The sequence below is a fragment of the Streptococcus sp. CCH5-D3 genome, from assembly GCF_001556435.1.
Taxonomy (GTDB): Bacteria; Bacillota; Bacilli; order Lactobacillales; family Streptococcaceae; genus Streptococcus.
In genome coordinates, this window is the sequence record NZ_LSIW01000097.1 from 110,878 (window position 1) to 134,776 (window position 23,899).

The 23,899-nt window shown below is 41.1% G+C and carries 18 protein-coding genes; 2 read left to right on the top strand and 16 right to left on the bottom strand.

What is annotated here, in order from left to right; all coding sequences use genetic code 11:
- Positions 1 to 14 precede the first annotated feature (14 nt).
- Positions 15 to 1,274 (bottom strand): ABC transporter permease, encoded by a 1,260-nt coding sequence (locus AX662_RS06820; RefSeq protein WP_060971998.1) that lies wholly within the window; start codon positions 1,272 to 1,274, stop codon positions 15 to 17.
- Between the two features lie 307 nt (positions 1,275 to 1,581).
- On the opposite strand from AX662_RS06820, the gene AX662_RS06825 reads away from it, so the two are divergent.
- Positions 1,582 to 3,066: a DUF1846 domain-containing protein gene (locus tag AX662_RS06825; protein WP_060971999.1), complete on the top strand. Its 1,485-nt coding sequence runs from the start codon at positions 1,582 to 1,584 to the stop codon at positions 3,064 to 3,066.
- Between the two features lie 222 nt (positions 3,067 to 3,288).
- Here the strand turns inward: AX662_RS06825 and AX662_RS06830 are convergent, their stop codons facing one another.
- The 6 genes from AX662_RS06830 to dhaK all read right to left on the bottom strand — a co-directional run bounded on the left by AX662_RS06830 (position 3,289) and on the right by dhaK (position 8,142).
- Complete coding sequence (locus tag AX662_RS06830; protein WP_002891292.1) at positions 3,289 to 3,633, bottom strand: hypothetical protein; 345 nt, start codon at positions 3,631 to 3,633, stop codon at positions 3,289 to 3,291.
- 301 nt (positions 3,634 to 3,934) lie between these two features.
- Positions 3,935 to 5,026, bottom strand: coding sequence for a glycerol dehydrogenase (locus AX662_RS06835; RefSeq protein ID WP_037601104.1), 1,092 nt, complete (start codon positions 5,024 to 5,026; stop codon positions 3,935 to 3,937).
- Between the two features lie 143 nt (positions 5,027 to 5,169).
- Complete coding sequence (locus AX662_RS06840) at positions 5,170 to 6,153, bottom strand: Gfo/Idh/MocA family protein (protein WP_060972000.1); 984 nt, start codon at positions 6,151 to 6,153, stop codon at positions 5,170 to 5,172.
- Positions 6,154 to 6,167: 14 nt separating this feature from the next.
- Positions 6,168 to 6,542, bottom strand: a complete 375-nt coding sequence (dhaM, locus tag AX662_RS06845; RefSeq protein ID WP_013990335.1) for a dihydroxyacetone kinase phosphoryl donor subunit DhaM — start codon at positions 6,540 to 6,542, stop codon at positions 6,168 to 6,170.
- A gap of 3 nt (positions 6,543 to 6,545) precedes the next feature.
- Positions 6,546 to 7,121, bottom strand: a complete 576-nt coding sequence (gene dhaL / locus AX662_RS06850; protein ID WP_060972001.1) for a dihydroxyacetone kinase subunit DhaL — start codon at positions 7,119 to 7,121, stop codon at positions 6,546 to 6,548.
- A 31-nt stretch (positions 7,122 to 7,152) separates the two neighbouring features.
- Positions 7,153 to 8,142 carry a dihydroxyacetone kinase subunit DhaK gene (gene dhaK / locus AX662_RS06855; protein ID WP_060972002.1) on the bottom strand — a complete coding sequence of 330 codons (990 nt, stop codon included), beginning with the start codon at positions 8,140 to 8,142 and terminating at the stop codon, positions 7,153 to 7,155.
- A gap of 326 nt (positions 8,143 to 8,468) precedes the next feature.
- Between dhaK and AX662_RS06860 the strand changes: the two genes are divergently transcribed.
- Positions 8,469 to 9,734, top strand: coding sequence for a threonine/serine ThrE exporter family protein (locus AX662_RS06860; RefSeq protein ID WP_060972003.1), 1,266 nt, complete (start codon positions 8,469 to 8,471; stop codon positions 9,732 to 9,734).
- A 102-nt stretch (positions 9,735 to 9,836) separates the two neighbouring features.
- Here AX662_RS06860 and AX662_RS06865 read toward each other — a convergent pair whose 3' ends face one another.
- The 9 genes from AX662_RS06865 to AX662_RS06910 form a co-directional block, all read right to left on the bottom strand.
- On the bottom strand, positions 9,837 to 10,670 hold the full coding sequence (locus AX662_RS06865) for a metallophosphoesterase family protein (RefSeq protein ID WP_060972004.1): 834 nt from the start codon (positions 10,668 to 10,670) through the stop codon (positions 9,837 to 9,839).
- A gap of 50 nt (positions 10,671 to 10,720) precedes the next feature.
- Entirely contained in the window at positions 10,721 to 11,044 is a 324-nt protein-coding gene (locus AX662_RS06870) for a hypothetical protein (protein ID WP_060972005.1), read from the bottom strand.
- 133 nt (positions 11,045 to 11,177) lie between these two features.
- Complete coding sequence (locus AX662_RS06875) at positions 11,178 to 13,193, bottom strand: M13 family metallopeptidase (RefSeq protein ID WP_060972006.1); 2,016 nt, start codon at positions 13,191 to 13,193, stop codon at positions 11,178 to 11,180.
- Between the two features lie 241 nt (positions 13,194 to 13,434).
- A complete protein-coding gene (locus AX662_RS06880) occupies positions 13,435 to 13,764 on the bottom strand; it encodes a bacteriocin immunity protein (protein ID WP_060972007.1) in 330 nt (109 codons plus the stop codon).
- Between the two features lie 213 nt (positions 13,765 to 13,977).
- On the bottom strand, positions 13,978 to 14,565 hold the full coding sequence (locus AX662_RS06885; protein ID WP_060972008.1) for a DUF1648 domain-containing protein: 588 nt from the start codon (positions 14,563 to 14,565) through the stop codon (positions 13,978 to 13,980).
- Entirely contained in the window at positions 14,555 to 14,830 is a 276-nt protein-coding gene (locus tag AX662_RS06890) for an autorepressor SdpR family transcription factor (RefSeq protein ID WP_002891308.1), read from the bottom strand. The genes AX662_RS06885 and AX662_RS06890 overlap by 11 nt, the downstream gene beginning before the upstream one ends.
- Positions 14,817 to 15,464, bottom strand: coding sequence for a YhfC family glutamic-type intramembrane protease (locus AX662_RS06895; RefSeq protein ID WP_269449990.1), 648 nt, complete (start codon positions 15,462 to 15,464; stop codon positions 14,817 to 14,819). Before AX662_RS06895 ends, AX662_RS06890 begins: the two co-directional genes overlap by 14 nt.
- A 320-nt stretch (positions 15,465 to 15,784) precedes the next feature.
- Complete coding sequence (locus AX662_RS06900; protein ID WP_060972009.1) at positions 15,785 to 20,551, bottom strand: glycoside hydrolase family 70 protein; 4,767 nt, start codon at positions 20,549 to 20,551, stop codon at positions 15,785 to 15,787.
- An 885-nt stretch (positions 20,552 to 21,436) separates the two neighbouring features.
- Complete coding sequence (locus AX662_RS06910; protein WP_004182225.1) at positions 21,437 to 23,422, bottom strand: KxYKxGKxW signal peptide domain-containing protein; 1,986 nt, start codon at positions 23,420 to 23,422, stop codon at positions 21,437 to 21,439.
- Between the last annotated feature and the right edge of the window lie 477 nt (positions 23,423 to 23,899).

A 23,899-nucleotide genomic window follows, 5' to 3' on the forward strand; every position in this document is an offset into this window, starting at 1 on the left:
GTGTTCCTTTCTCCTTAACTCATATTAGATAAGATTTCTTTTGGAGTTTTGCGCCAAATGAGACCTGTTGTCACACCGAGTGATAATATTACCAAGACTAGAAGACATAGATAAGATAGCCCTAAAGGTAGTCCCTGAGGAATTTGATCTAATAACTGAAGAGCCTGCTGCTGTCCTTGCTGTCCTATAAATTCTTGCAAAAACAGTCGACTTAGTAGTCGTCCAATAGCAAGGGCTGGTAGCAAAGACATAAGGGACACCAACAATATCTCCATAAGAAATTGAGCAAAAATGCGTCCCTTGCTCTTCCCAATTGCTAAAAGAATACCTATCTCATGATTTCTCTCACGCGTCCATAGTGCCATTAAAAACGAGAGGATACCTGCTCCAGTAACAATTAAACTAATCATCATCGTTCTGACTATTTCTTGTAGCGCTTGAGACGATTCCTTCAAGGAGTCAAAAGACTTTCGGTCCTCGTCCAAACGTAGACGATACCAATCGATATCTAATTGTTCCACTTGTTTAATGACTTGGTCGATTCTATCTGGATTCTTAATACCAAAGGATAATTTTGTCACTAACTTATCAGTCAAATTAAGCAGCTGGCTAGAGTCCTCATAATGGAGGAAGACTTGATTTTCACTTAAATCTGAGGACATTCCAGTAAATGTCTCCTCCTTCTTGCCAGAAAAAATACCAACGATATCAAAGCTCATTTTCTTAGCTCTATTTTCAGTCACCTGAAAATTGGACAAGGTCAGCTTGTCTCCGACGCTTAGCTTATTTTTTCTAGCAAGCGATTCATGAATCATAATTTGACCTTTAGCAGATAAGTGCTTTCCCTTAAGGAGTTGAAAAGCACCACTCCTAAAATCAACACTTTGTCTTGTTCCCTTAGTGAAAGTGGCTCCCAAGGCTTGATTAGCCTCATTATCAAGGTCATCACGTTCCACCGTTTGTTTTCCTGTAACGACCTTCTTATCGATTAGTCGTACTGGACTTATATATTCAGGTATCGTTGTCATTACATCAGATAGATGACTAATCTTTTCCCCCTCTTTCCAGGAGAATGCACTCCCTCTTTCTTTACTTACCAGATCAAAACTTGCCCCACTTGACTTCCTGATTTGTGCCTCCATTCCTCCACCAACTTGCATAAGAGAAAAACAAAAATACAAGCAAGATAATATCAAAAATAAAATAAGAAAAAGGATAAAATTCCGTGTTTTTTTGCGGAAAATATAAGCAACTGCCTGTTGTAAGAGAACCATCTTCCACCTCCATTTAAGACATTGGCCCTCAGCTACACCAAAGATAAATGAGGACTCTTCATTTTTCTTATCCTAATTATAGACGACAAATGTGAAACCTTTATGAAATTCAATATTCTAAAGTGATTGTTATCTAAAAATCTAACTGTTGAGATGAGAACTCCAATTAAATAATAACTCTAAAGGACTATCGTAAAAAAATACGTTTCATGATTGACTTCACCTCTTTTTCTCCCATAAATCGTCTCCCGCTAATAGCATTTACCCTCGGCATTTGATATAATTTTTCTCAGAGGTATTTTTATTTATGAAGAAACAAGCTTTTAGTTCTGAACAGTATTTGAATCTGCAACGCGACCATATTTTGGATCGCATTAACCAGTTTGACGGCAAGCTCTACTTGGAGTTTGGTGGTAAGATGTTGGAAGATTTCCACGCTGCCCGCGTCCTTCCTGGTTATGAACCTGACAATAAAATCAAGCTCCTTCAAGAGCTCAAAGATCAGGTCGAAGTGGTCATTGCCATCAATGCTAGCAATATCGAGCATTCTAAGGCTCGAGGTGACCTTGGCATTTCCTACGACCAAGAGGTCCTTCGTCTGATTGATAAGTTCAACGAGCTCAATATCTATGTGGGTTCTGTTGTTATTACGCAGTATTCTGGTCAACCTGCAGCCGATGCTTTCCGTAACCAATTGGAAAAAAATGGCATCACGTCTTACATCCACTACCCTATCAAGGGCTACCCAACGGATATGAACCATATCATTTCACCTGAGGGTATGGGGAAAAACGATTATATCAAGACTAGCCGTAACCTTATCGTCGTTACTGCTCCTGGTCCTGGTTCTGGTAAATTGGCGACATGTATGTCTAACATGTACCACGACCAAATCAATGGTATCAAGTCAGGTTATGCTAAATTTGAAACCTTCCCAGTTTGGAATTTGCCGCTTCATCACCCAGTTAACTTGGCCTATGAAGCTGCCACTGCAGACCTTGATGATGTCAATATGATTGACCCATTCCATTTGGAAACTTATGGCAAGACTACAGTAAACTACAACCGTGACATCGAGATTTTCCCAGTCCTCAAACGTATGCTTGAGCGTATCCTTGGTGAGTCTCCTTACGCTTCACCTACTGATATGGGTGTTAACATGGTTGGTTTTGCTATTACAGATGACGAAGCTGCCAAAGAAGCTTCTAAACAAGAAATCATCCGTCGCTACTATCAAACTGTACTTGATTTCAAAAATGAACGTGTTCCTGAAACTGCTGTCAAGAAGATTGAGTTGCTCATGAATGATCTTGGCATCACTCCTGAAGATCGTCAAGTGGTCGTTGCAGCACGCGCTAAGGCTGAAGAAACAGGTGGTTCTGCTCTTGCACTTGAATTGCCAAATGGTCAAATCGTCACTGGTAAAAATTCAGAACTCTTTGGTCCAACTGCGGCTGCTTTGATCAACGCTATCAAGACTTCTGCAGGTATTGATAAGGATACTAAACTTATCGAGCCTGAGGTGGTTAAACCTATCCAAGGTCTGAAAATTGACCATTTAGGTAGCCGTAACCCTCGCCTCCACTCAAACGAAATCCTCATTGCCTTGGCCATCACAGCTGCTAACAATGCGGATGCGGCCCGTGCCATGGAGGAACTAGGTAACCTCAAGGGGTCTGAAGCCCACTCAACCATCATTCTAACCGATGAAGACAAAAATGTTCTTCGTAAGCTCGGTATCAATGTGACCTTCGATCCTTACTATCAATACGACAAATTGTACCGTAAGTAATTCATGATTTAAAACAAGAAAGACCTCAGTTTTACCAACTGGGGTCTTTTCGAAATCACTTTAGCTGGAGAAAGAAAAAAAGGGAAACTCTATCGAGTTCCCTTTTTGATAACCCACTTTCTCTTCTCGACCCGTTCCCAATGAAAAGGGAGTGGCCTAGCATTATTATGAAAAAGTGAGTTAAAGGTATCAAACAGAGGGCTAAGCCACTCCCGATTCTAATCAGCCTACGATTTCTAACTTGAGAAAAGGTAAGCTAAAAAGCAAAATTATAGTAGATAGGACAGCAACAAGTGGGAGGTAACGACCTCCAACAAGATAAAGTAACAATGGCGCTATCGCTATAAAGCGATTTAGAAAATTGCTAGTAACACGGACAATTTGCCCATCCTCCACCGTAATAGTGTTAGACTTGTAACCCAATTTTCCGACACTCAAACGAGCTTTTGACGATGGTAGGGAAACGCTCACGTCTTCCACTCCAGAAACTGTCCCCACAAGACTACTGTCTACGCGAATAGGACTCTTTCTAGCTACCTTGCTCGCTTCGATTGTAATACTAGCCACTAGTCATCTCCTTTTCCTATCTTTTCATTTATAGTATACACCTTTTGAAACACTTACACAAGGAAATGACTGTTAAATCAAGATTTCTTGAAAATGTTTTATGTTTTCAAAAGTTCTTAAACCGCTTTGAGGGACTTTGGAAATATTGGTTTTTTAATAGTAAAAAGGGCTCAGTCCTATCTAATACAGAACTGAACCCTTTCCTATAACAATTTGTCTATCCTGTTGGGATAAGTGCCTGAGGGGGATAATATTCCTATACGGGAATGGTGGCACTTTCCCTACAAAAGACCAAATTTACTTAGGCTAATCCATGAACATAAGCATCTACAGCAACGATGGCTTGCGCAATATCAGAGGCTTTCACTTCAAATGGCATTTGATGGATAGTTTCTCCTTCAATAGTCGCTTGTTGACCAACCTTGAGAAGATCTTCATAGCTTGCATTTTCAAGATGCATTTCTTTAAGAGTAGTTGGCATGCCAATTTGTTGATAGAAGCGAATGTATTTATCCAAAACTTCTTTTGGACGATTTTCTAAGAACAATTGCACAAGAGTTCCGTAGGCTACTTTTTCACCATGAGTCAAATGGTGAATATCGCCAGTGAGAGCTGTGAAACCATTATGGATGGCATGAGCAGCAGCCAAACCACCACTTTCAAATCCAATACCACTAAGAAGGGTATTAGCTTCAATAATATTTTCTAGGGCAGGCGTTACCACTTTAGCTTCACAAGCGGCCATGGCTTGTAGACCATCTGCAAAAAGAATCTCTTCACAGCGTTCAGCAATGGCAACCCCTGCTAGAGTTTGGTGTTTACCTAGCATAGTTTTTCCGTTGGCTTGCATAACTGCTCGAGCTTCTACCCAAGTTGCTAAGCCATCTGCAATACCAGATGCTAACAAACGTTTTGGTGCTTGAGAGATCACTTTACTATCCACCAAAACCAACTCTGGGTTCTTAGAATAGAAGATATAGCGCTCAAAGGCACCCTCGTCAGTATAGATAACAGACAAAGCTGAAACTGGAGCATCTGTAGATGCGATAGTTGGGGCAATAACAACTGACGATTGTAAAAGGTCTGCAATAGCTTTAGCACTATCGATAGTCTTACCACCACCGAGTCCAATAACTAAATCACAGCCTTCTTCTTTGGCTAGGCTGACCACACGATTAATTTCATTATCCGATGCTTCTCCATTAAAGAAGACTGGTACAACTGTGAGTCCATTTTGAACAAGGTATTCTTCGAAACGTTTACCTACAATATCATAAACTACTGAGTCACATAGTAAAACAGGATGAGTTCCCAATTCTGAAATGGCTTTTGCATTTTCAAATAAGGCATTTTCACCTTGAATGTAACGTGACGGACTTGCAAAATTTCTCATGTCTTTCTCCTTTGACATAAATGTATTTATATAGAATCGGTTAAATGGACCTATTCCTATCTTATGCAGGGCTAAATCCTTTTAAGAGACTGTCTATCTTTTGTAGTCAGGACATTATACTGGTCTTGTTTATCATCTAATCGCTACTCTTCTTCTGGGTAGACCAAGCCCCAGTCTTTGCGGAGTTGAGTCATAAGTTCCATGACATCTCGGCTGTAATTGAGGTAGCTATGATCGTCCTCGCCTGCAACAGCTGCTTCCATGTCTAGGACCTCATACTGGAGGGCTTTGGCGGTTTCTCCGGCCTCGATGACTTCTTGTGAGCCATCTTCTGTATAGGTGATGACTGCCTTTTGCCCACGTGGGTATTCGTAAAGTTCGATATAGCCCTTGTCATAAGCGATAGTGCCACGTTTAGGTTGTTTGGCATGAAGACTCAGTGTCACTGTTGCCATTTCCCCTTCTGCATTGGTAAGAAGAATACCCGCTTGCTCATCAACACCAGTGGGAGCTAATTTAACCTGTGAAACCATCTCTGTCGGTTGTGAGGTCATAAACCAACGCACAAAGGATAGGGCATATACTCCGATATCAAGTAGGGCACCACCAGCCAGATTACGATTGAAAAAGCGGTTGGTCATGTCATATTCTTTATAAGAACCGAAGTTCATCTGAATAACCTTGAGAGGCCCTAACTTACCACTTTCCACGATTTCAGATAGTTTTCGATAGATAGGCATATGGAAAATAGTCATGGCTTCTGCCAGTTTGACATGATTTTCTTCGGCGAGTTGGATAGCTTCTGCCAATTCCTCACTATTTAAGGTGATAGATTTTTCACAGAGGACGTGTTTACCTGCTGCGAGTGCCTTGCGAAGAAAATTGATATGCGTATTGTGAGGCGTTGAAATGTAGATAATATCCACTTCAGGATCTTTAAACACTTCATCAATCTCTTGATAAACCTTTTCAATGCCGTATTTTTCAGCAAAGGCCACTCCCTTATCATAGGTACGATTTGCAACGGAATAGAGTTTACCACCTAGAGCCTCTAAAGCCTGTGCCAACTCATTGGCAATAACACCCGTCCCAAGACTAGCCCATTTATACTTAATTTGATTTGACATAGTTTTCCTTTATTCTATTTTTGAATGGTTAATTCATTTATCTGTGATAAGATTTCAACTTCACTCGCTCCTGCCTGAAGCAAGGCTGATGCCGCATAGGCCCCCTCAATGAGAGGTACCTGCTGAATAAGGATTTCCTTGTCTGAAAATTCTTCAACCATCTCCAAATTCATGCGAGCACTGCCCAGATCATAAAAGGCCAAGAGACGGTTAGCAGGCTGACTATCCACTGCTACTTGAACATGGTCAAAACTAGAACCCAAGCCACCATCTTCAAGACCACCTGTAGCCGTCAGAGGAATATCTGGCGCAACTTCACGAATCAGACTCACCAAACCTTTAGCAATATCAGCGGAGTGGGATACAATCACAATTCCAAGTTCTGGCATATCCTAGCCCTCCGCTTCTAGCAAGGCCTTGAAGAGTAGGCCAGACGAATAGGAACCTGGGTCAATGTGACCAATTGAACGCTCACCGACATAAGAGGCACGCCCCTTTGTAGCCGCAACTTCCTTGGTTGAAAGAACAGCTTGATCAATGACATCAATGGTGAGTTGGCCTTGTTTGACAGCTTCAACAACTGGATGCCAAACATCCACCATGGTCTTTTCACCAGCTTGTGCATGACCACGTTTTTTAATCATCTCGAGACCTGCCTCAAGCACACCTGCCAAATCCTGACCAGCTTGTTCAGCCTTCATCATGCCCATAAAGGCAGACCCATAAAGCGGACCTGAGGCACCACCAACCTTACTAATCAAGGCCATTGAGACTGCCTTAAATACTTCTGCTGCACTTTGTGGTTCCGTGCTCTTAATAGCTTCAACGGCTGCTGCCATACCACGCGCCAAGTTAGCACCATGATCACCATCTCCAATAGGACCATCTAATTCAGACAAGTGGTCTTTTTCTGCTTCAACTTTTTGGTCAAAGTCTTGCATCCATTTTACTGCAACTGTTTTATCCATAATATACCTAATTTCTAGTTCTCACGTCAGACTACCAAGCAATAGTCTTAACTGGACTCTCCAAAGCCTCAAGCCAAGCCTCATCTTCAATCTTCATCAGAGTCAATGAGAGGCCTGCCATATCAATAGATGTCATGTAATTACCTAACTTTTTATATGCCACATCTAGTCCGGCATCTTCAAGAATGCTTGCTACATCATTAGCAAAGACATACTGCTCCATGAGAGGTGTCGCACCCATACCATTGATGAGAAGGGCATAGCGTTCACCTGACTTAGCATCAAAAGCTTCAAGGAGCTTACCAGTCAATTCTTCAGCTAACTGTCGAGAAGGTTGCATAGACTCCTTGCGATAGCCTGGTTCACCATGGATACCAATACCGTACTCTATTTCATCCTCTGCTAGGACAAAACCAGGCTTGCCGACCTCAGGAACTGTCGCACCGCTAAGGGCCAAACCAATAGTGTGGATATTAGGAACAATCTTGTCAGCCAAGTCTTTGATTTCAGCCAGAGACTTACCTTCGCGAGCCGCATGACCTAGGATCTTATGCACGAAAATGGTACCTGCAACCCCACGACGACCTTGAGTATAGAGGCTATTTTCCACAGCAATATCATCGTCCACAACGACACTGGCAACCTCGATACCTTCCATCTCAGCCAATTCTTGAGCCATCTCAAAATTCATGATGTCCCCAGAATAATTTTTAACAACCATGAAGACACCAGCCCCTTGATCTGCTTCCTTGATAGCTTCCAAAATTTGATCAGGTGTTGGTGATGTGAACACTGCACCTGCGATGGCTGCTGAAAGCATACCATCACCCACAAAACCAGCGTGGGCTGGCTCATGACCACTTCCACCACCAGAAATGAGACCAACTTGACCAGCAGCCTGCTCATTTCTTACAATGATGTCAAAGCCGTCAACACGATGCACCAAATCACTGTGAACATAAGCCAAACCATCTAGCATCTCTGTCACAACATTTTCAGGTTTATTGATAATTTTTTTCATGAAATTGTCTCCTTTTCAAAGGTATCATCTATTTGCACTTACATTTGTTCCCTTCTTTAATTGCTAAGACCCCTATAAATAAAGGACTGCAAGGCTTTTTGAGAAAGGTAGCGTAAAAATATGTAAACGCATACATTTTATAATTTAATTGTAGCATTTGCCTCTACCAATAGCAAGGCAAAAGGCAAGCCCTCCATTTTCCTGCCCCCTATCATTAAGTAGAAGAAAAATCTCATAGAAAGTCCTATTTTAGTCGTCAAAGCTATTGAAAAACCACCATTCAAGCCTTATAATGGAATGACGAATTAAGTGATAAGGAGGTTCAAATGACCATCGATTTTCCAAGAGAGACAGAAATAGAAACCAAAAATGAAATGGATGCCGTCCTTCAGGCAGGCCGTGTCCTTATGGAGAGCGGTGCTGAGATTTACCGTATCGAGGACACCATGGGACACATGGCCAAGTCTCTTGGTATCAGAGACTTCTCCACTTATGTGGTCAATCGAGGAGTCATGATTTCTGGACTCAACCGCTCAGGTCTTAAAGAGTCTCGTGTCCTAGCTACCTCAGTCCCGTCTATCCATCTAGGTAAACTAGAGGAAGTAAACCGCCTGTCTCGAGAACTGGCAGAACAACCAAATCAGCCTGTATCTAGCATTTTCCAAAAGCTGAAAACCATTGAGCAGAAGACTTTCTATCGTCCTTTAGAGGATATTATAGCCTGTGTCATTGGTGCAGGGAGCTTCTCGCTAGCCCTTGGAAGTAGCTGGATTGATGGAACTGCTGCGGCTATATCGGGAGTTTTTGTAGGGATTGGCATGCAACTCTTTTCCCGTTTTATTCATACCAGTTTCTTGCAGATTATCCTTTCTAGTGCCATTGCCGCTTTATCAGCTAACATTCTCTATTATTTGGGTATCGGGCAACATCGTAGCGTGATTATTCTGGGCACCTTGATGATTTTGATTCCTGGGGCTTACTTTGTAAATGCCATTCGAGAATTCACCCAGAACAACTACTATAGCGGTCTAGCCCTGATGTTGTCAGGGGTCTCCACCTGCCTGTCTATCTCTGTCGGTGTTCTTGCCATGATTTCCATCCTCCCCTTTGCGGAACAATTATCAGGCATGTTCTCAACACCGTCAACCTCATGGCTGGGTGTCTTGATTCAGACCTTCATGGCAGGACTAGGGACAGCAGCCTTCTCCGTGCTCTACCGAGTGCCTAAGAAATACTTCCTAGACCTTGGGACCCTAGGAGCAGGCTCATGGCTCCTCTACCTCTTGATTTGGAATAATACCCATCACGAGGTCCTCGCCATCCTCTTCCCAGCCCTATTAGTCACTATCACCTCACGCTTTTTGGCCCACTATCGTAGATGTCCAGCTACAGTCTTCCTAGCCTCAAGCATGTTCCCACTCATCCCAGGGATGAGCTTCTACCGTGCGGTCTACTTCCTCTTGATCGGAAATGCAGACCTAGGCCTCAGCTTCCTACGAGCTTGTTTCCTGGCCTCCTTTACCATCGCCATCGCCGTCAGTTTGACACAACAAATCCCTAGCCGCTATTTTGTACTAGGGAAGAAAAAATAAATTGTTGAAAGCCAGTGGTTTTGTATGCCAGTGGTTTTTTGGTGGCTTAATTAACTAATCAACACCAAAAAAGGTAGCCCTAAAAAAGCTACCTAGCTACATCTACTTCAAATCAAAATATTCCTTGACATCCTTAGCATAGCCATACTGTTTATTCAAAGTCTCTAACAAGTCCTTGTTATGACCTGGATAATTGTCATTTCTTCGTAACTCTTGATAAAGCTCGATATAGGGCAACTGTTTATCTTTTGCTAACTGCAACTCTGCTTCATAATCATAGGCAATCTTTCGAAATTGGAGATTAGTCACTCCATCTTCTTCGACATCGACTATGGCATACTGGGCCCTGTGATTTTGTAGTGGTGACCAGTCAAAATAAGGCATCCCAATCGTACCAGGATTGAGAATTTGTTGTCCCTTACTACCATAACGAAGCAATTGCTTATGCACATGACCGTAAATTGTCATATCTGTTTGATCATCTAACAACTGATCAAAATGACTGGTATCGTTAGCTGGACGTAACTCACCTCCGTAGTTTTTCTCCGGTAAATGATGCGTCAGAGAAAAATGAATCCCATTGATTTCCTTCTTCACAACCAGAGGCAGAGAACGTATCCAATCAACATATTTAGAATCTAGTTCTTCCATCAAATACTGGGTAAGTCTCAGGAGCTGAATTTCTTGAGGGTCCTCTAGACCATATTCCCCATCTAAAGCCTCCAAAACGCAATCATCCCAATTTCCTCGAACGGTGGCTGTTATCGGAATAGAAGACAAGAGCTCAAAGAGTTCATTTCTTCCTGGGCCAGGTAACAAAATATCCCCCATTAACCAATATTCTGTCGCACCCAACTCTTGTGCATCCTTAATAACTGCCTCAAGAGCTGTTGTATTCCCATGAATATCTGACAAAATTGCAATACGATGTTTCATCTTTACTCCTTTACTGATGGTCTACTAAGTTAAAACCAATACAACATCAACTACTCTTCCTTGCCATCACCCTCATACAAACATGCCACCAAACGTTCAAAGGGCTCTATATGCTCCCAGTACTCAAAAGGGAGATTTGTGATTCTACTTAAATCATTATCATCAAAATGATACACGAGATGGCGTAGTATTTGATTTTCAATATAATGAATATCTCTCAACTGCTCGAGGCTGATTGTATCCAGTTCTATGATGTAGTGACACAAATCATCAAGTGACTTTACGTCAAATTTTTTCTCCTCGTGTAGGAAGTAGAGAAAGCTCTGATTCTCACCCCTTTTATTATCTTCTATCAGATTCCTTTTATGCTTCATTCTTGAATCCTTTCCTTAATAGCAACATTATAACACTAGAAAATGATTCCCCAAAGCGACAACATAAAAAGAGAATCTGGAATGTTTCCATTCCAAATTCTCTTCTTCTTGATTTCCAAAATAGCAAGACTTTTTACCACAAACTAATGCGTTTGCTTGGTGCTAGGTACATGGCGTCGCCTTTTTTGATTTGAGGGTAGGCCTCATAAAACTCAGGAAGGTTTTTAAGTTGTTGGTTAACACGCAACTCATTTGGTGCGTGGACATCTTGTACCATGGTATATTTATTGTACTGTAGGCTAGCCTTTTGTTTCCAAATATTTGCGTAGTTCTCAAAGTAATCCTTGAGGTTAGGTTTTGTCATATCTGTTTTGAGCACTTGGAGTGTGGATGAAAGACCGCCAGCATCTGCGACATTCTCAGTGACTGTGAGTTTTCCATTCACCTTAGTCCCGTATATTTCCAAACCATTCCACTGGTCTTCAAAGGCTTTGATCCTCTTGTCGAAAGCTTTACTATCTGCTTTTGTCCACCAATTATGCATGTCACCGTTCTCATCATAGTCGGCACCATTGGAGTCAAAGGCATGGGTAATTTCATGTCCAATCACGACACCAATACCACCATAGTTCTTTTCAGTACTTTGGTTCTTGTCATAAAATGGAGCTTGCAAAATGCCAGCTGGGAAGTTGATGCTATTGCTTTCTGGGTTGTAATAGGCATTGATATCAAAAGCAGAACCAGACCATTTATTCTTATCAATAGGCTCATCAAAATGGTCAATGGTATAACGTCTTCCGAACTGGGCAATGTCTTCTGACAACTCAAAGAAGGACTTGTTAGGGTCAAGATGTAATTCTTTGGTTCCAGGATCCACATCTTCCTGATAACCTACAAAAACCTTCATTTTATCCAACTTTTCGATAGCCTTGTTACGTGTTTCTTCCGTCAACCAATCATTCTGTTGGAGACGGCCACGATAGACATTTTTGATTTTATCAATCATGCCTGTCACATCAGTCTTAGCTTCCTCACCAAAGTATTTACGTCCATAATAGACACTCATGACATCGCTAAACAGATTGACACTCATCTCGTAAACCGTATCTTCCTTAGAAATTGGCTTCTGTGTGCCCATAATAGCCATGTTAATCGATTGAAAATTTAAGCGATAATCTTCTGTTAGAGAATTTGACGCTGCCATAGCTTCTTGCACCAACATCCATGATTTTATTTTAGAAAAATTGTCCTGATTAACGACCTTACTATAATTCTCAAAATACTTGGTATTAGGGACATTGATGGTTTCTAAATCACGTCCCATAATGCCTTTGATGACATCATATAATTTGAAGGAACCAGAGTAGGCATTAATCTCTTCTGCCGTTTTAGGATGAACCAGATTCTTACTCTCAGACATCTCTTCGTTACTGAGACTATACTTAGCAATGATTTCGTCGAACTCCAGTGCTTCTTTGACAATGCGTTTACTATTTTTTTCACTATATCCAAGCATTTCCAAAGCTTTTTGCGTGGCTGTTTCCATTGGAGTCAAATATTGTTTCTTGCTCGACTCATCTTTATAAATAGACACATCTGGCAATAAGATGCTTGGAGGGGTCAATTGGATTTGTTTCTGGCTGGTATTCTCTGCGTTAGTTCCTACGTCATAACCAAATGGAATAGGAATCCCTTTATCAGTTAAGCTAGCAGATTTATTGGCCAAATCATTTAGATCCTTGATATCCTCAATTTCTTTTAGATAAGGTTTGAGAGGTTCTAGTCCATCTTTCTCACGCTGCTTGTAATCACTAGCAGCCTTGTAGAAAGTGATAAACTCAGACATTCCCGTAATGTCTGAAGATTCCTTTCCTTCCCCTAAATTTTTGATATCCTTCTTTAGCTTCCCTTTGACATCTTCATCTAATGTATAAAAACTATCAATGCTTGGAGAATCAGCAGGAATTTTTGCTTTTAGGAGCCAGTCCTTGTTAACAGCTTGGTAAAAATTTGAGGCTACCGTAGCATTCTTGTCAATCGGCGTCTCTTGTGGGACAAAGGTTTTATAGGCCCAAAAACCGCCTCCAGCAAGAGCCAAGGCCAAGGCTCCCGTTATGGAACTAAGAATAATTTTCTTACGCTTTTTCATAGATACTCCTTAGAAAATTAGATTAATATATTTGTATTATATCATTAGAACACTGATTTTAGCAAGATGTTTTTGGGAGACAAAAAAAGTAATCAGACGATTACTCCTCTTTATTTTCTTAAATAGCGAAGATTGGGTATTATGACACTTAAGATAAGCACAATAAAAGATCAACTAAATCCAACTTAATGGGTTTAGTTGATCTTTTTTGTCATTTTACTAATCATCACAAGCAGATAAATCATTTAAAAGACAAACTACCGAGTGATGTTAATCCTATTGCTAGATTAATGTTACGTTCTGATTTATTTTGGAATTCTGTGAGTGTCTTACTAAACTCACTCACTCCTGAACTCAGTGATTTGCCTTTAGAAAGATTGCGGACTGCTAGAACTTGAATAGCTCTGCATAATTCTGCAAGAAGTTCATCATTATCCTTCTTTCCAACTTCGATTTCATTTTTAAACGTTACGAGCAACTCTCTCTCATTTTCAGTTGTTTCTGGATTTACAATCAGATTATAGATATTGTTTAAGATATCCGTAATTTGCGTGTTATTGCTTTTTGTCATCTAGATTACCTCCTATAACCTGTAGCAAGATTAGGTCGAGCAAGTGAATTAAATTGGTTAATTGTTTGTCTTGTCATGAGCAACGACCTCTTTTAATAGTTCGCTGTGACATCATTATACACATCTAGCATATCAAATTCAAGAGCAAAAATATCCTTCTGCCATAAATGGTCCAATCTATGACACAGACGGACAAAAAAAGTAATCAGACGATTACTTTCTTAAACTGCGAAAATTGGGTAACAAGATACTCAAGATGAGAACTACAAAAATACCTAAAATAATAATTGTAGTATAGGGATTAAAGCATAGGCTGATTAACAAGGCAAGACTCATTGCAACCATTAGATAACCTAACTTTCTCGCTACTGAGTTACTGCTCTCACTGTGATTTTTAGTAGCTAGACCAATACTTTTAGGAAGATAATTTCCGATTACTAGAAAAATGAGTGCCACTAACCAAATGACAGTCAATCGAACTTGGACATGTCCGCCCATGGCAACAGTCAATACGAGACCTTGAATGATAACTGCAGAAATCGGAATAAGCCATAACATAAACTCTTTTAAGAATGAAATGGTTATTTGTTTAAAATATGAAAATAAGAGATTATAAATGGCAAGAGCAATAAAAGGAAGGACAACTATTGCTAGATTGCTATTCATAAAACCATTGGCTTGTTCTTCCACATTAAAGTGGATAGCCACTCGATTTGGGAGTTGATTGTAAAAGACTAGTCCGACAATAACCGGTGTGAGTATTACTAGATTGCTAATGACTCTTTGCATATTATTTTTCATCTTCTTTTCCTCCAAGTGACTGAATCCACGTTAAAATTTCTTCAAAAACGGTCAAGTTCAAACTATAGTAGATAAAATTCTTCTGCTTTTCTTCTTCAATAAGTCCTGCTTTTCTCAAGGTAGACAAATGATGAGAAACTGTTGCGGGAGCCAAGTCAAACTGCTGGCTGATTTCACCTGCAGACTTGGGCCCAGACTTTAGATAGTCTAAAATTTCTCTCCTCACAGGGGCAGAGATGGCTTTTAAGGTTTCAGATAAGCCCATGAGTTTCCTCCTTTTTCCAAATTTGGCGTGTCACAAGTCCGACACCTAGCACATAAATAGCTAACATGACTTCGATTAATAAGATATTTCTGACTATCCCTTGTTGATAAGCACCTGCCAAAAAATCGATCGTAGCATGAAGTAATATCGCCCCAAAATAGAATGAAAGCTTATGCTTAGTGACTGCTAAAAAATCCCAAGCTGTAAGCAAGACTTGTAGTAGCAATACAACTAATCTTTCAAAGAGAGACATAACCACAGCAAACCCAGTTAGTTGCTTGACCTGACTCACAAGAAGTGGCGGCAATTGACTGGTCTGACCTGAATGGATGGCCTGTAAAACAATGATGTAAGTGAGTAACCCCATCACTCCAAGCAAGATAAATTCACTAAGACCATGTCCAAAACCGTAGGCTACAATATCAGATGTCATCAACCTTCTTTTCTTTGCAAGGACCTTAAACACCACATAGCGTGTTGTTTCTTCGACAAGGCCAGCCATAAGTCCTCCATAAATAATGGTCAACCATTTAGAAGAGTGAGCAAGACCAGAAAGAGCCACAGCATTGATAGGTCCTTCAATCATCATGACAGGTAAGGCAAAACCAATCAGACCTACTAAAAAGAGCTTGATTGAAAATTACCATTTTTTCTTCAGAACGATAAAACTTATGATGGCGATAACTAACATGGCAAGAATTGTCATAAAAAGGAATGTTTCCATTTGATTTATCCTTTCCTTGATACGGAGCATCAGTACGACTTAAGTCATAATACCTATTTCTATACTTTTCGAAATAGATTCTACGCTTTTCACAGACTACTGTCAATACTATTTCGAAAAAAATCGAAATAGAGACACAAAAAAAGACCGTTTTCACGATCTTTCTTCTTGAGAATTTTCCCTCATTCTCGGCTGTGTGTTCTCTAGTCAGTTACATGGGCTACTACTGCTTATCTTCCTGGGATATATTCGCCGGTGTTGGCATCGTAGTAACGGCGTTGGCCGTTGACTGTGACGTAGGCACCTTTAACTTGGCGACCTGATTGGTCAAAGTAAAGGTGTTGGCCATTGATGACTTGTTCGCCTGTTACGGCATAGCCATCAGCTCCGAAATAAGCCCAGACGTTTGGCTCAATTTGAGCAAAGCGGTTGGTTACAGGTTGACCGTCGTTTTCGTCATAGTACTTGTAACGACTGCCGACCTTAACGGCTTTGCCCTTGTATTGGATCCCATTTTGGTCAAAGTAGTATTCCTTGCCATTGATAGTCCACTTACCTTTAAGGGCTTGGCCATCAGTATTGAAGTAAGACCATTGGTTTGGTGCAATCTCAGCAAAACTGCTTGTGACAAGAGCTCCACTGTGGGCATCATAGTAATAAGTCTTACCATCTTCGACAATGGTTTTACCCTTAACTTGGATACCATTTTTATCAAAGTACTTAAGGTATCCATGATCAGCACGAACTTGGCCGATAGCCAGTGAACCATCGTGTTTGAAGTACATCCACTGGTCATCACCTACTTGGAGATAGCGTCCGCTAGCGAGAATACCTGAGCCTGGCTCATAGTAATACTTAATGCCGTTTTCCTCGATAATTTCACCCTTAGCTTGGCTCCCATCTTCCTTGAAGTAATAGAGGTGACCATCAATGTATTGACGTCCTGTGACACGGTTACCTTCTTTATCAAAGTAGTTCCATGCCTTAGTTGCTGGGTTGTAGACAAAGATGCTGCGTCCAATTTCGCCTGCTGGTGTGATATAACGCGCCTTACCATTTTCAAAGATAATAGAATCAGCTCGGTTGCTGTAGGCCGTACCGACACTACCATCTTGGTTAAAGTAATAAGTCTTACCGTCAATGACGCGTGAGCCTGTCACAGTGTTACCATCAGCGTCAAAGTAATAACGTTTACCAGTGCTACTATCTGTCGCAAAGACATTGCGTCCCATATCACCGGTTCCAGCAACATAGTAATGCAATTTGCCATCATCGGTACGGACAATGCGATCCTTAGCCTGAAGACCAGTTTCACGGTCAAAGTAGAAATGGTGACCACTCCAATGAAGGTTACCCACTACCATGGTTCCTTGTGTTGTAAAGGCACGGACTTGCTTACGTTTATCATCAAAATCAACGAAGGCATTCTTAACCATGGCACCGTCTAGACCGTAATAGTAAGAATAGCCGTTGTTAGCACGACGCAGGGCATTACGCAATTGAACACCATTATCAAAGAAATAGTAATCCTTGCTATTGATGTTTTGGGCACCCTTGGTCATCTTACCGTCAGCACCGAAGTAATACCAGTTACCGTTACCGTCTTGAACAAATTCATTCTTGATGACTTGATTATCACGAAGGAAGTAAACATCTTGTCCACGACGTTGGAAGACTTGAGTGCTTGTGATGGCACCTGTGTCACGAAGTGGTGTTGGCAAGAGTTGGCCGTTGGCTGAAGTATTAAAGTACTGGTTGGTCTTGTCATCACGAAGGACATAATTGATGCCTCGTCCAAGGATGTTGGTTCCGTTGAAGTACTTAGCAGACCATTTGGTAATCTTTTCATTCGTAGGCAACTGCTTACCATTTGAGATTTGCACACGGTTGAAAATAGATGGGTACTTAGCTTTAAGCTCATCAAGGAAGGCACCACCATATTTACCTTGATAGTCTGTACCATCTGTACGGGTATTTGCCACATAGGCTTGGTCCACAATTTGATAACCTTGTTGGTGATAACCATAGCCGTTAACACGTGTAGCATTAACTACTTCTTTTCCTGGAAGGTTATAAATTTGGTCTGGCACCCAGTCAGCAATGGCCTGAATACCATCTTTGTGGAGGGCACGAAGGACATTAAGGAGGTCCTCAAGTGAGCCATACTTGTTATTTTGACTCAAGGCCATGTCATAACGGTCATCAAAGGCATAACCATTGTCAATTGTTGAATCAAGGAAGGTACCATCCTTACTTGAAACGTACTGAGGTGGAAGTCCAACAGACGTAACACCCCAAGCTTTGAGCAAGTCAGTGTGCTTAGCCAAGACACGGTTCATGTAGAGTTCTGGCTGATCGTCCGCAAAAGCTTGGAAGTTTGAGAAGGCTTCATACATGACTTGCGAATCAAGGGCAGCTGAAGACTTGTAAACTTGGCCATCGCTATTGGCACGGTTACTTGGCTGTGTACGTGCGTCTTGGTTAGCCTTAGCCCCGACTGGTACCCAGACACCGAGGTAACCTGATACTTGCACATTTTCCACACCAAAAATATCATTGGCATTGAAGGTCAAGTTCCCATTCCAGTCGGTACGTTTAAGAAGGTTTTTAGGCACATCAGAATCGTTGAGGTAGGTTGCTAGACCATCCTTAGTCGTCAAAAGCAATGGACGGTAAAGCTGATTACGGTGGGCTCTACCCATATTCATCGTTACAGTTTCATTACTACCCAATCGGAAATCATAGTTGTTGGTCATGATGACACCCATCCCTTGCGTACGGGTTTCAGCAGTTCCCCAATCAGTTCTGTTATTGGCACCTTTACCATAACGAACAGAAGTCAAAAGTCCATCATTTCCGACTTTTTTCACTTCCATGTCTTGACCACCAGCTACATACTTGATACGGGCACGCAAAAGGGTGTCAATGGCATCAAAGTAAGGCGTCTTCTTGGCCATGTAATGACCATCCTCACGGTAGAGGTCACCGTAATAAACACGTGTCACAGAGTCCTTGTTGGTCAACATGAGGGCATAGACAGATGGTAAGTTGTATGACGCATAAGTCTTGTGAGCTGTATTGATATCCGCATTGTAAATCTCGAAGGCCTTCTTGATTTCATCACGGGTGAAATTGTAACCAAACAGATTTGGGTTGATACGATCACGAATGATACGTTGGATAATGGTTTGCGCTTCAGTATCGTGGGCACGGGTGAAAATATAGTTTGCCATACGCTCACCGTTTTTATCGTTAGCACCACGTGGATTCAAACTACTATTCATAAAAGCAGTCATGTCCCCAAGCTGCATACGTGTATTTTTATCACGCATCAAAAGGTTGGTAAGAGCATTACGAAGGGCATTATCAATCGGCAGTTGTGCCCCTTTAGTATCCTTGTTGTAGTATGGGTCGTTGGCAGACCAAGCTTCCAAGTATGATAAGTGCTTAATTGCATTAGCTTCAGACTTGTCAACACCATAGGCTGCTTTGAAGTAATCTGAAGCGATTTGGAGAAGGTCAGCATCCACATTGTCCAAGGCATCGACACGCAAACCGTCAAAGTTGGCTGTTGGATCGTTGGCCATGATACTTCCGATATTCATCATGAAGTGGAGCCAGTTAAGTTGCTCCGCCTGAACAGCTGGGTTTGAGTTATCAATATCGTTGGCAAGCAAGAACTCAAGACCACCGATAGAATTGTCCTTGAAGTACTTACGTGTACCCGTCTGATTAGTCGGTGTGCGGTTAAGCAAACGATAATCAGAGTTGGCGTAGCTAGTACGGTTACCAGTATCACCCTTACTGTTGTTAAAGAGCAACTGTCCACCTTGCAAGTGGTCGTAGGAACTATTTTCAGTGCTACTATTCCAACCTGGCTGAGTCTTGATGAACTGGTCGATACTTGTACGCAACCAGTTTGTATTGCCTTCACGCGCAATACGTTCTTCAATCTTAGTCTGAACCGCTTTAGCAGCTAGATTTAGACTTTCCTGGCTAGAGTTGGTTGAAAATGATCCTGCACCAAGACCTTGATTTTGCATGTAGTTTAGGTAGTTAACCTGAGTCGATTTGTCAGGCCACCAAACCATTAAGAGTGGACGTTTGTCCGCTTCAGTTGAAGCTGTCCAAGTCTTACCATTCTTGAGAATACTCTTTGGACGGTACCAAGCATCCGCAGTGATGAAGGTGTCGAGTTGGTCCAAAGATTTGTTATCGTTTTTGTAGAGCTGATTTCCAGATGAAAAATCTACGGTCGCCTTGATAGGTTCAGTTGAAAATTCATCCTGTGACTTGGTCGCAAGAGCCCCTGTTTCAGCATCAAAGTAATATGACTTCCCATCTTGCTCAAAGACGAAGTTCTTACGCACACTACCGTCACTATTGACATAGTATTGTTTGCCGCTAATCCATTGGATACCAGTCGCTGTATTGGTATTGGCTTCACGAGTTTCTGCCAAGGCACGACGACTACGTGTACGAGCTTCTGTATTTGCCGTATCAGTTGTTGCTGCACGGTCTGTAGTAGCTGTTGCACGATCCGTTCCAGTTACTGCAGCGTTAGTATTTGTATTTGTATCAGTTGTTGTGGCACTAGTGTCAGCAGTTGCTGCTTGCACATTTGTACTTGGTGCTGCTTGACCTGAGTTAGTATCAACTGTCGCTGTGTTTGCAGCAGGTGCCGCTGCCCTATCTGTAACATCGGTTGTCGTGCTAGTCACATCTGCGACAGGAATAGCCACGCTCGCAGTATTAGCATCTGCTGAGATAGTTGGTGCTACTGTAGTTGCTGCATCATTAGTTGTAGCTGGCGTTTCTTGAAGCAGATTCTGACTGCTATCACCTGACTGATTGGCAGGATTTTGCTCATCGGCCTGAACCTGTTGATCCGCCAACAAAGTTCCACCAGCAACAGTAACCATTGAGAGTGCTGTCATCCCAATAGTCACCCAATTCTTCTTCACTTTATGCAGTTTAAAGCGTACTTTTTGTTCCATAATATTTACCTTTTTCCCTTATATTACTTCTATCATAAGCTATTTGACAAGGGAATACAATTACACAACTGTAATATCAGTTTAATGTATCTACCTTCGTTTTCTCAGAAAACGTCCTTTAATAATCTGCCTAATAAATACCCCTTGTGAACAAATGCACTAAGGATAACATAAAACCAACTAAAATCGTTAGGATTTAGACTTTTTTAGACGATAGAATCATCCAACAATATTAATTTATTTTTAAATAAAAAAACCTTCATTTCTAAGATGAAAGAGAAGGTTTGGTTACGGGGACTAGCAAAATCCTGCGAAAGTATGCGTGGTTTATGGGTTAGGAGGTCGCGATGCTTTCCATATTTAGTAGTCCACAAAACTCTTGATTGCTATTTTTCACTCATTTTCCACCTACTACCACCTAGTGAAAAAGGCACCTATGGTTTCAATAATTGCATAGAGTAATGGGTATTTTCGTGGTCTGAAATCTGTTTTATAAAAGTAGTAATTCGAAATGAAGATAAATAATATGACAATGATAATCCAAGCCAAAATAACCATAATTTCTCTCCTTTAAGAAGTCAGTTACACCTAGAGCTTAACGAAGATAGTTCCCCATAACTACCTCTAACTCTATTTTCTACATACAAATATAATACCCATTATAACACGACTGTGACTCCTTCTTTTGAATATGAGAGGGACAAAATTATTAGGATTTAAGCGTGAAAAAGCATCTGGGTGTACACTGACAGTTTCTCTAAAACAACTCAAAAACCAGCTAATGCTGGCTTTTTCGTCTATTTAATCATCTAGAGTTATGATAGGAAAATAATAATTTAGATAGGAAAAGGAAAAATTCGCTCTAGATTTTAAAGTACATATTAATTAACGACGCTGTCTCAATTCACCAGTTTTGGCATCGCAGAAGAGGCGTTTACCACCAACATAAACATAACGTCCTTTAACTTGACGACCTGAACCGTCAAAGTAAAGCTGTTTGCCATTGATGACCTGTTTTCCAGTCACTGCTTGACCTGCTGCGTTGAAGTAATACCAGCAGCCACGTCCAGCTTCAACAAAGCGGTTTACCACTTGCTCACCAGTGTGGGCATCAAAGTAACATTTTTTACCTTGGACAGTGAGCAACTTACCTTTGACTTGAGCACCATTGCTACCAAAGTAGTAAACTTTATTGTTAATATTTTGAAGACCTGTCACTTTGTGACCATCTTGGTTAAGGTACGCCCATTGGTTAGCCGCAATTTGAATGAATTGGTTGATGACTGCTTGACCAGTGACAGCGTCATAGTAACGTCCTTCAGCCCAGCCACCTTTTAATTGACTGTGGTCTTTATTGAAATAATAAAGTTTTCCATCAATCACTTTTGCACCTTGAACGAGGTAACCAAAAGCATCCGCATAATACCAGTTGTTGTTTTCAAAGATAAAGCGTGACACAGCCATTTCACCTGTTTGGGCAGAAATGTAGTATTGCTTGTTGCCTTGTTGCATCATCTGACCTTTGATTTGACGGCCTTCTGAGTCAAAGCAGTATTCTTTACCATTGATGATACGTTTTCCTGTCACAGCGTAACCATGTTCATCTAGGTAGTACCAAGCTTGGTTTTCTTTATTTTGAACAAAGGTATTTACAGCCATATTACCAGTATCAGGGATGAAGTAACGGATACGACCATCTGAGAAGCGAATAAACTTGTCTTTAGCTTGGATACCTGTTTGTGTATCAAAGTAGAAGGTTGTGCTCCCCATTTCAAGGAGACCAGTAGCCATGTGTCCGTAACAATCAAAGTAGCGGACATCTTTACGGTAACCAGCAAAATCGTAGAAGCCGTTGATAGCTTTCACACCATTTTTATCATAGTAATAGGTGTAACCATCGCTACCTTTAACAAGTGAGTCACGAGCTTGAAGACCATTTTCAAGGAAGTAATAAGCCTTTCCATCGATAACCTTTTCGCCTTTGACCTTTTGACCATATTGATCGTAATAATACCATTGATTTTCGCCTACACGGACAAATGAAGACTTAGCATTGTTCGAATCAACACTTGGTTTAGTCTCACCTGTGATGATTTGGTAACCTGAGTTATTTTGCTGGTTACCTTGTGAAATGATAGTGACATTAGCATTTGAACCATTCGAATGCCCTACCGATACGTTTGGAAACAGTTTATTAGAATTCGAAACGATAGTAACATTCGGCGTAGTTCCTGAAGCCGTGATGGTGATAGTCGTGTTTCGACCACCATTCCAATGAATGCCGTTTGAGTTAGACGAACTCGTCGTAATTGTCGCAAAACCGCTAGCTGACGATGATGATGACCATGATGATGAAGACGAGTAAGAATACCAAGCTGAACTTGATGAGCTTGAAGAACTTGACGCACTAGCACTTACTGATGCCGAGCTGCTACTTGATTGGTAAGCAGAACCCGTTTGTGATGAATTAGAGTTTTGTGTTCCTACTACTTGAGAAGATTGTGACGAACTGACTTGACCAGCTCCACCACCTACCACAGTCTGTGATGAGCCTCCTGTTGAGGCAGATGATGAAGACTCGTAGCCTGAGCTTGTTTGACTGCCATAGTTAGATGACACCGCTGACAAATGGCCAGCATCTTCTGTCAAGGTTGGCGAATAGCTTTCATTAATCATTGAGGCACTTGATTCAATACCTGCATCTGTTTGTTCAAAACCGTCACCATTAGGTAGTGACACTTCATCTGCTTGTGCCGATTGGTCTGACAAAAAGGCTCCACCCGCAAGTGCAACCATCGACAGCGTACTAACTCCAATGGTTACCCAATTTTTCTTGACCTTGTGTAACTTAAATCCAACTTTCTTTTCCATAACATACACCTTTCAATATAACTTTATTTCTCTATTCTATGTTAAGGGATTTTGGAAACGAATACAATTACAGATGCATAACCCTATTCTCATAAGACTAACCTTCTACCCATAATCCATTTGAAAAAATAAGCCTAAGATATATAGCTATAGCTTTTATATGTTAGAAAACGTTACCAAAAAACGTTCAGATTTTTTAAAAAGTACACAGAAATTCCGACTTTTAGCACTTTCACCACCTTCTTCATTAGAATGACTGAGCATAATTTAAAGCTAAAGTAAGCAGTCTATTGACGATTCTCTTAATCAAACTCATTGTTTACTTACAATCTGCTTGACATATCAAGAGATAGTAATAAAAGAAAAGCACTTGAAACATTTTGTTTCAAGTGCTTAAAAGTGGTGAGACTGGGAAGGTACCTACTGAATTTTAATCTAAAAGCATCTAGGATAGTCCCAAAATCACATTTTCTTCTG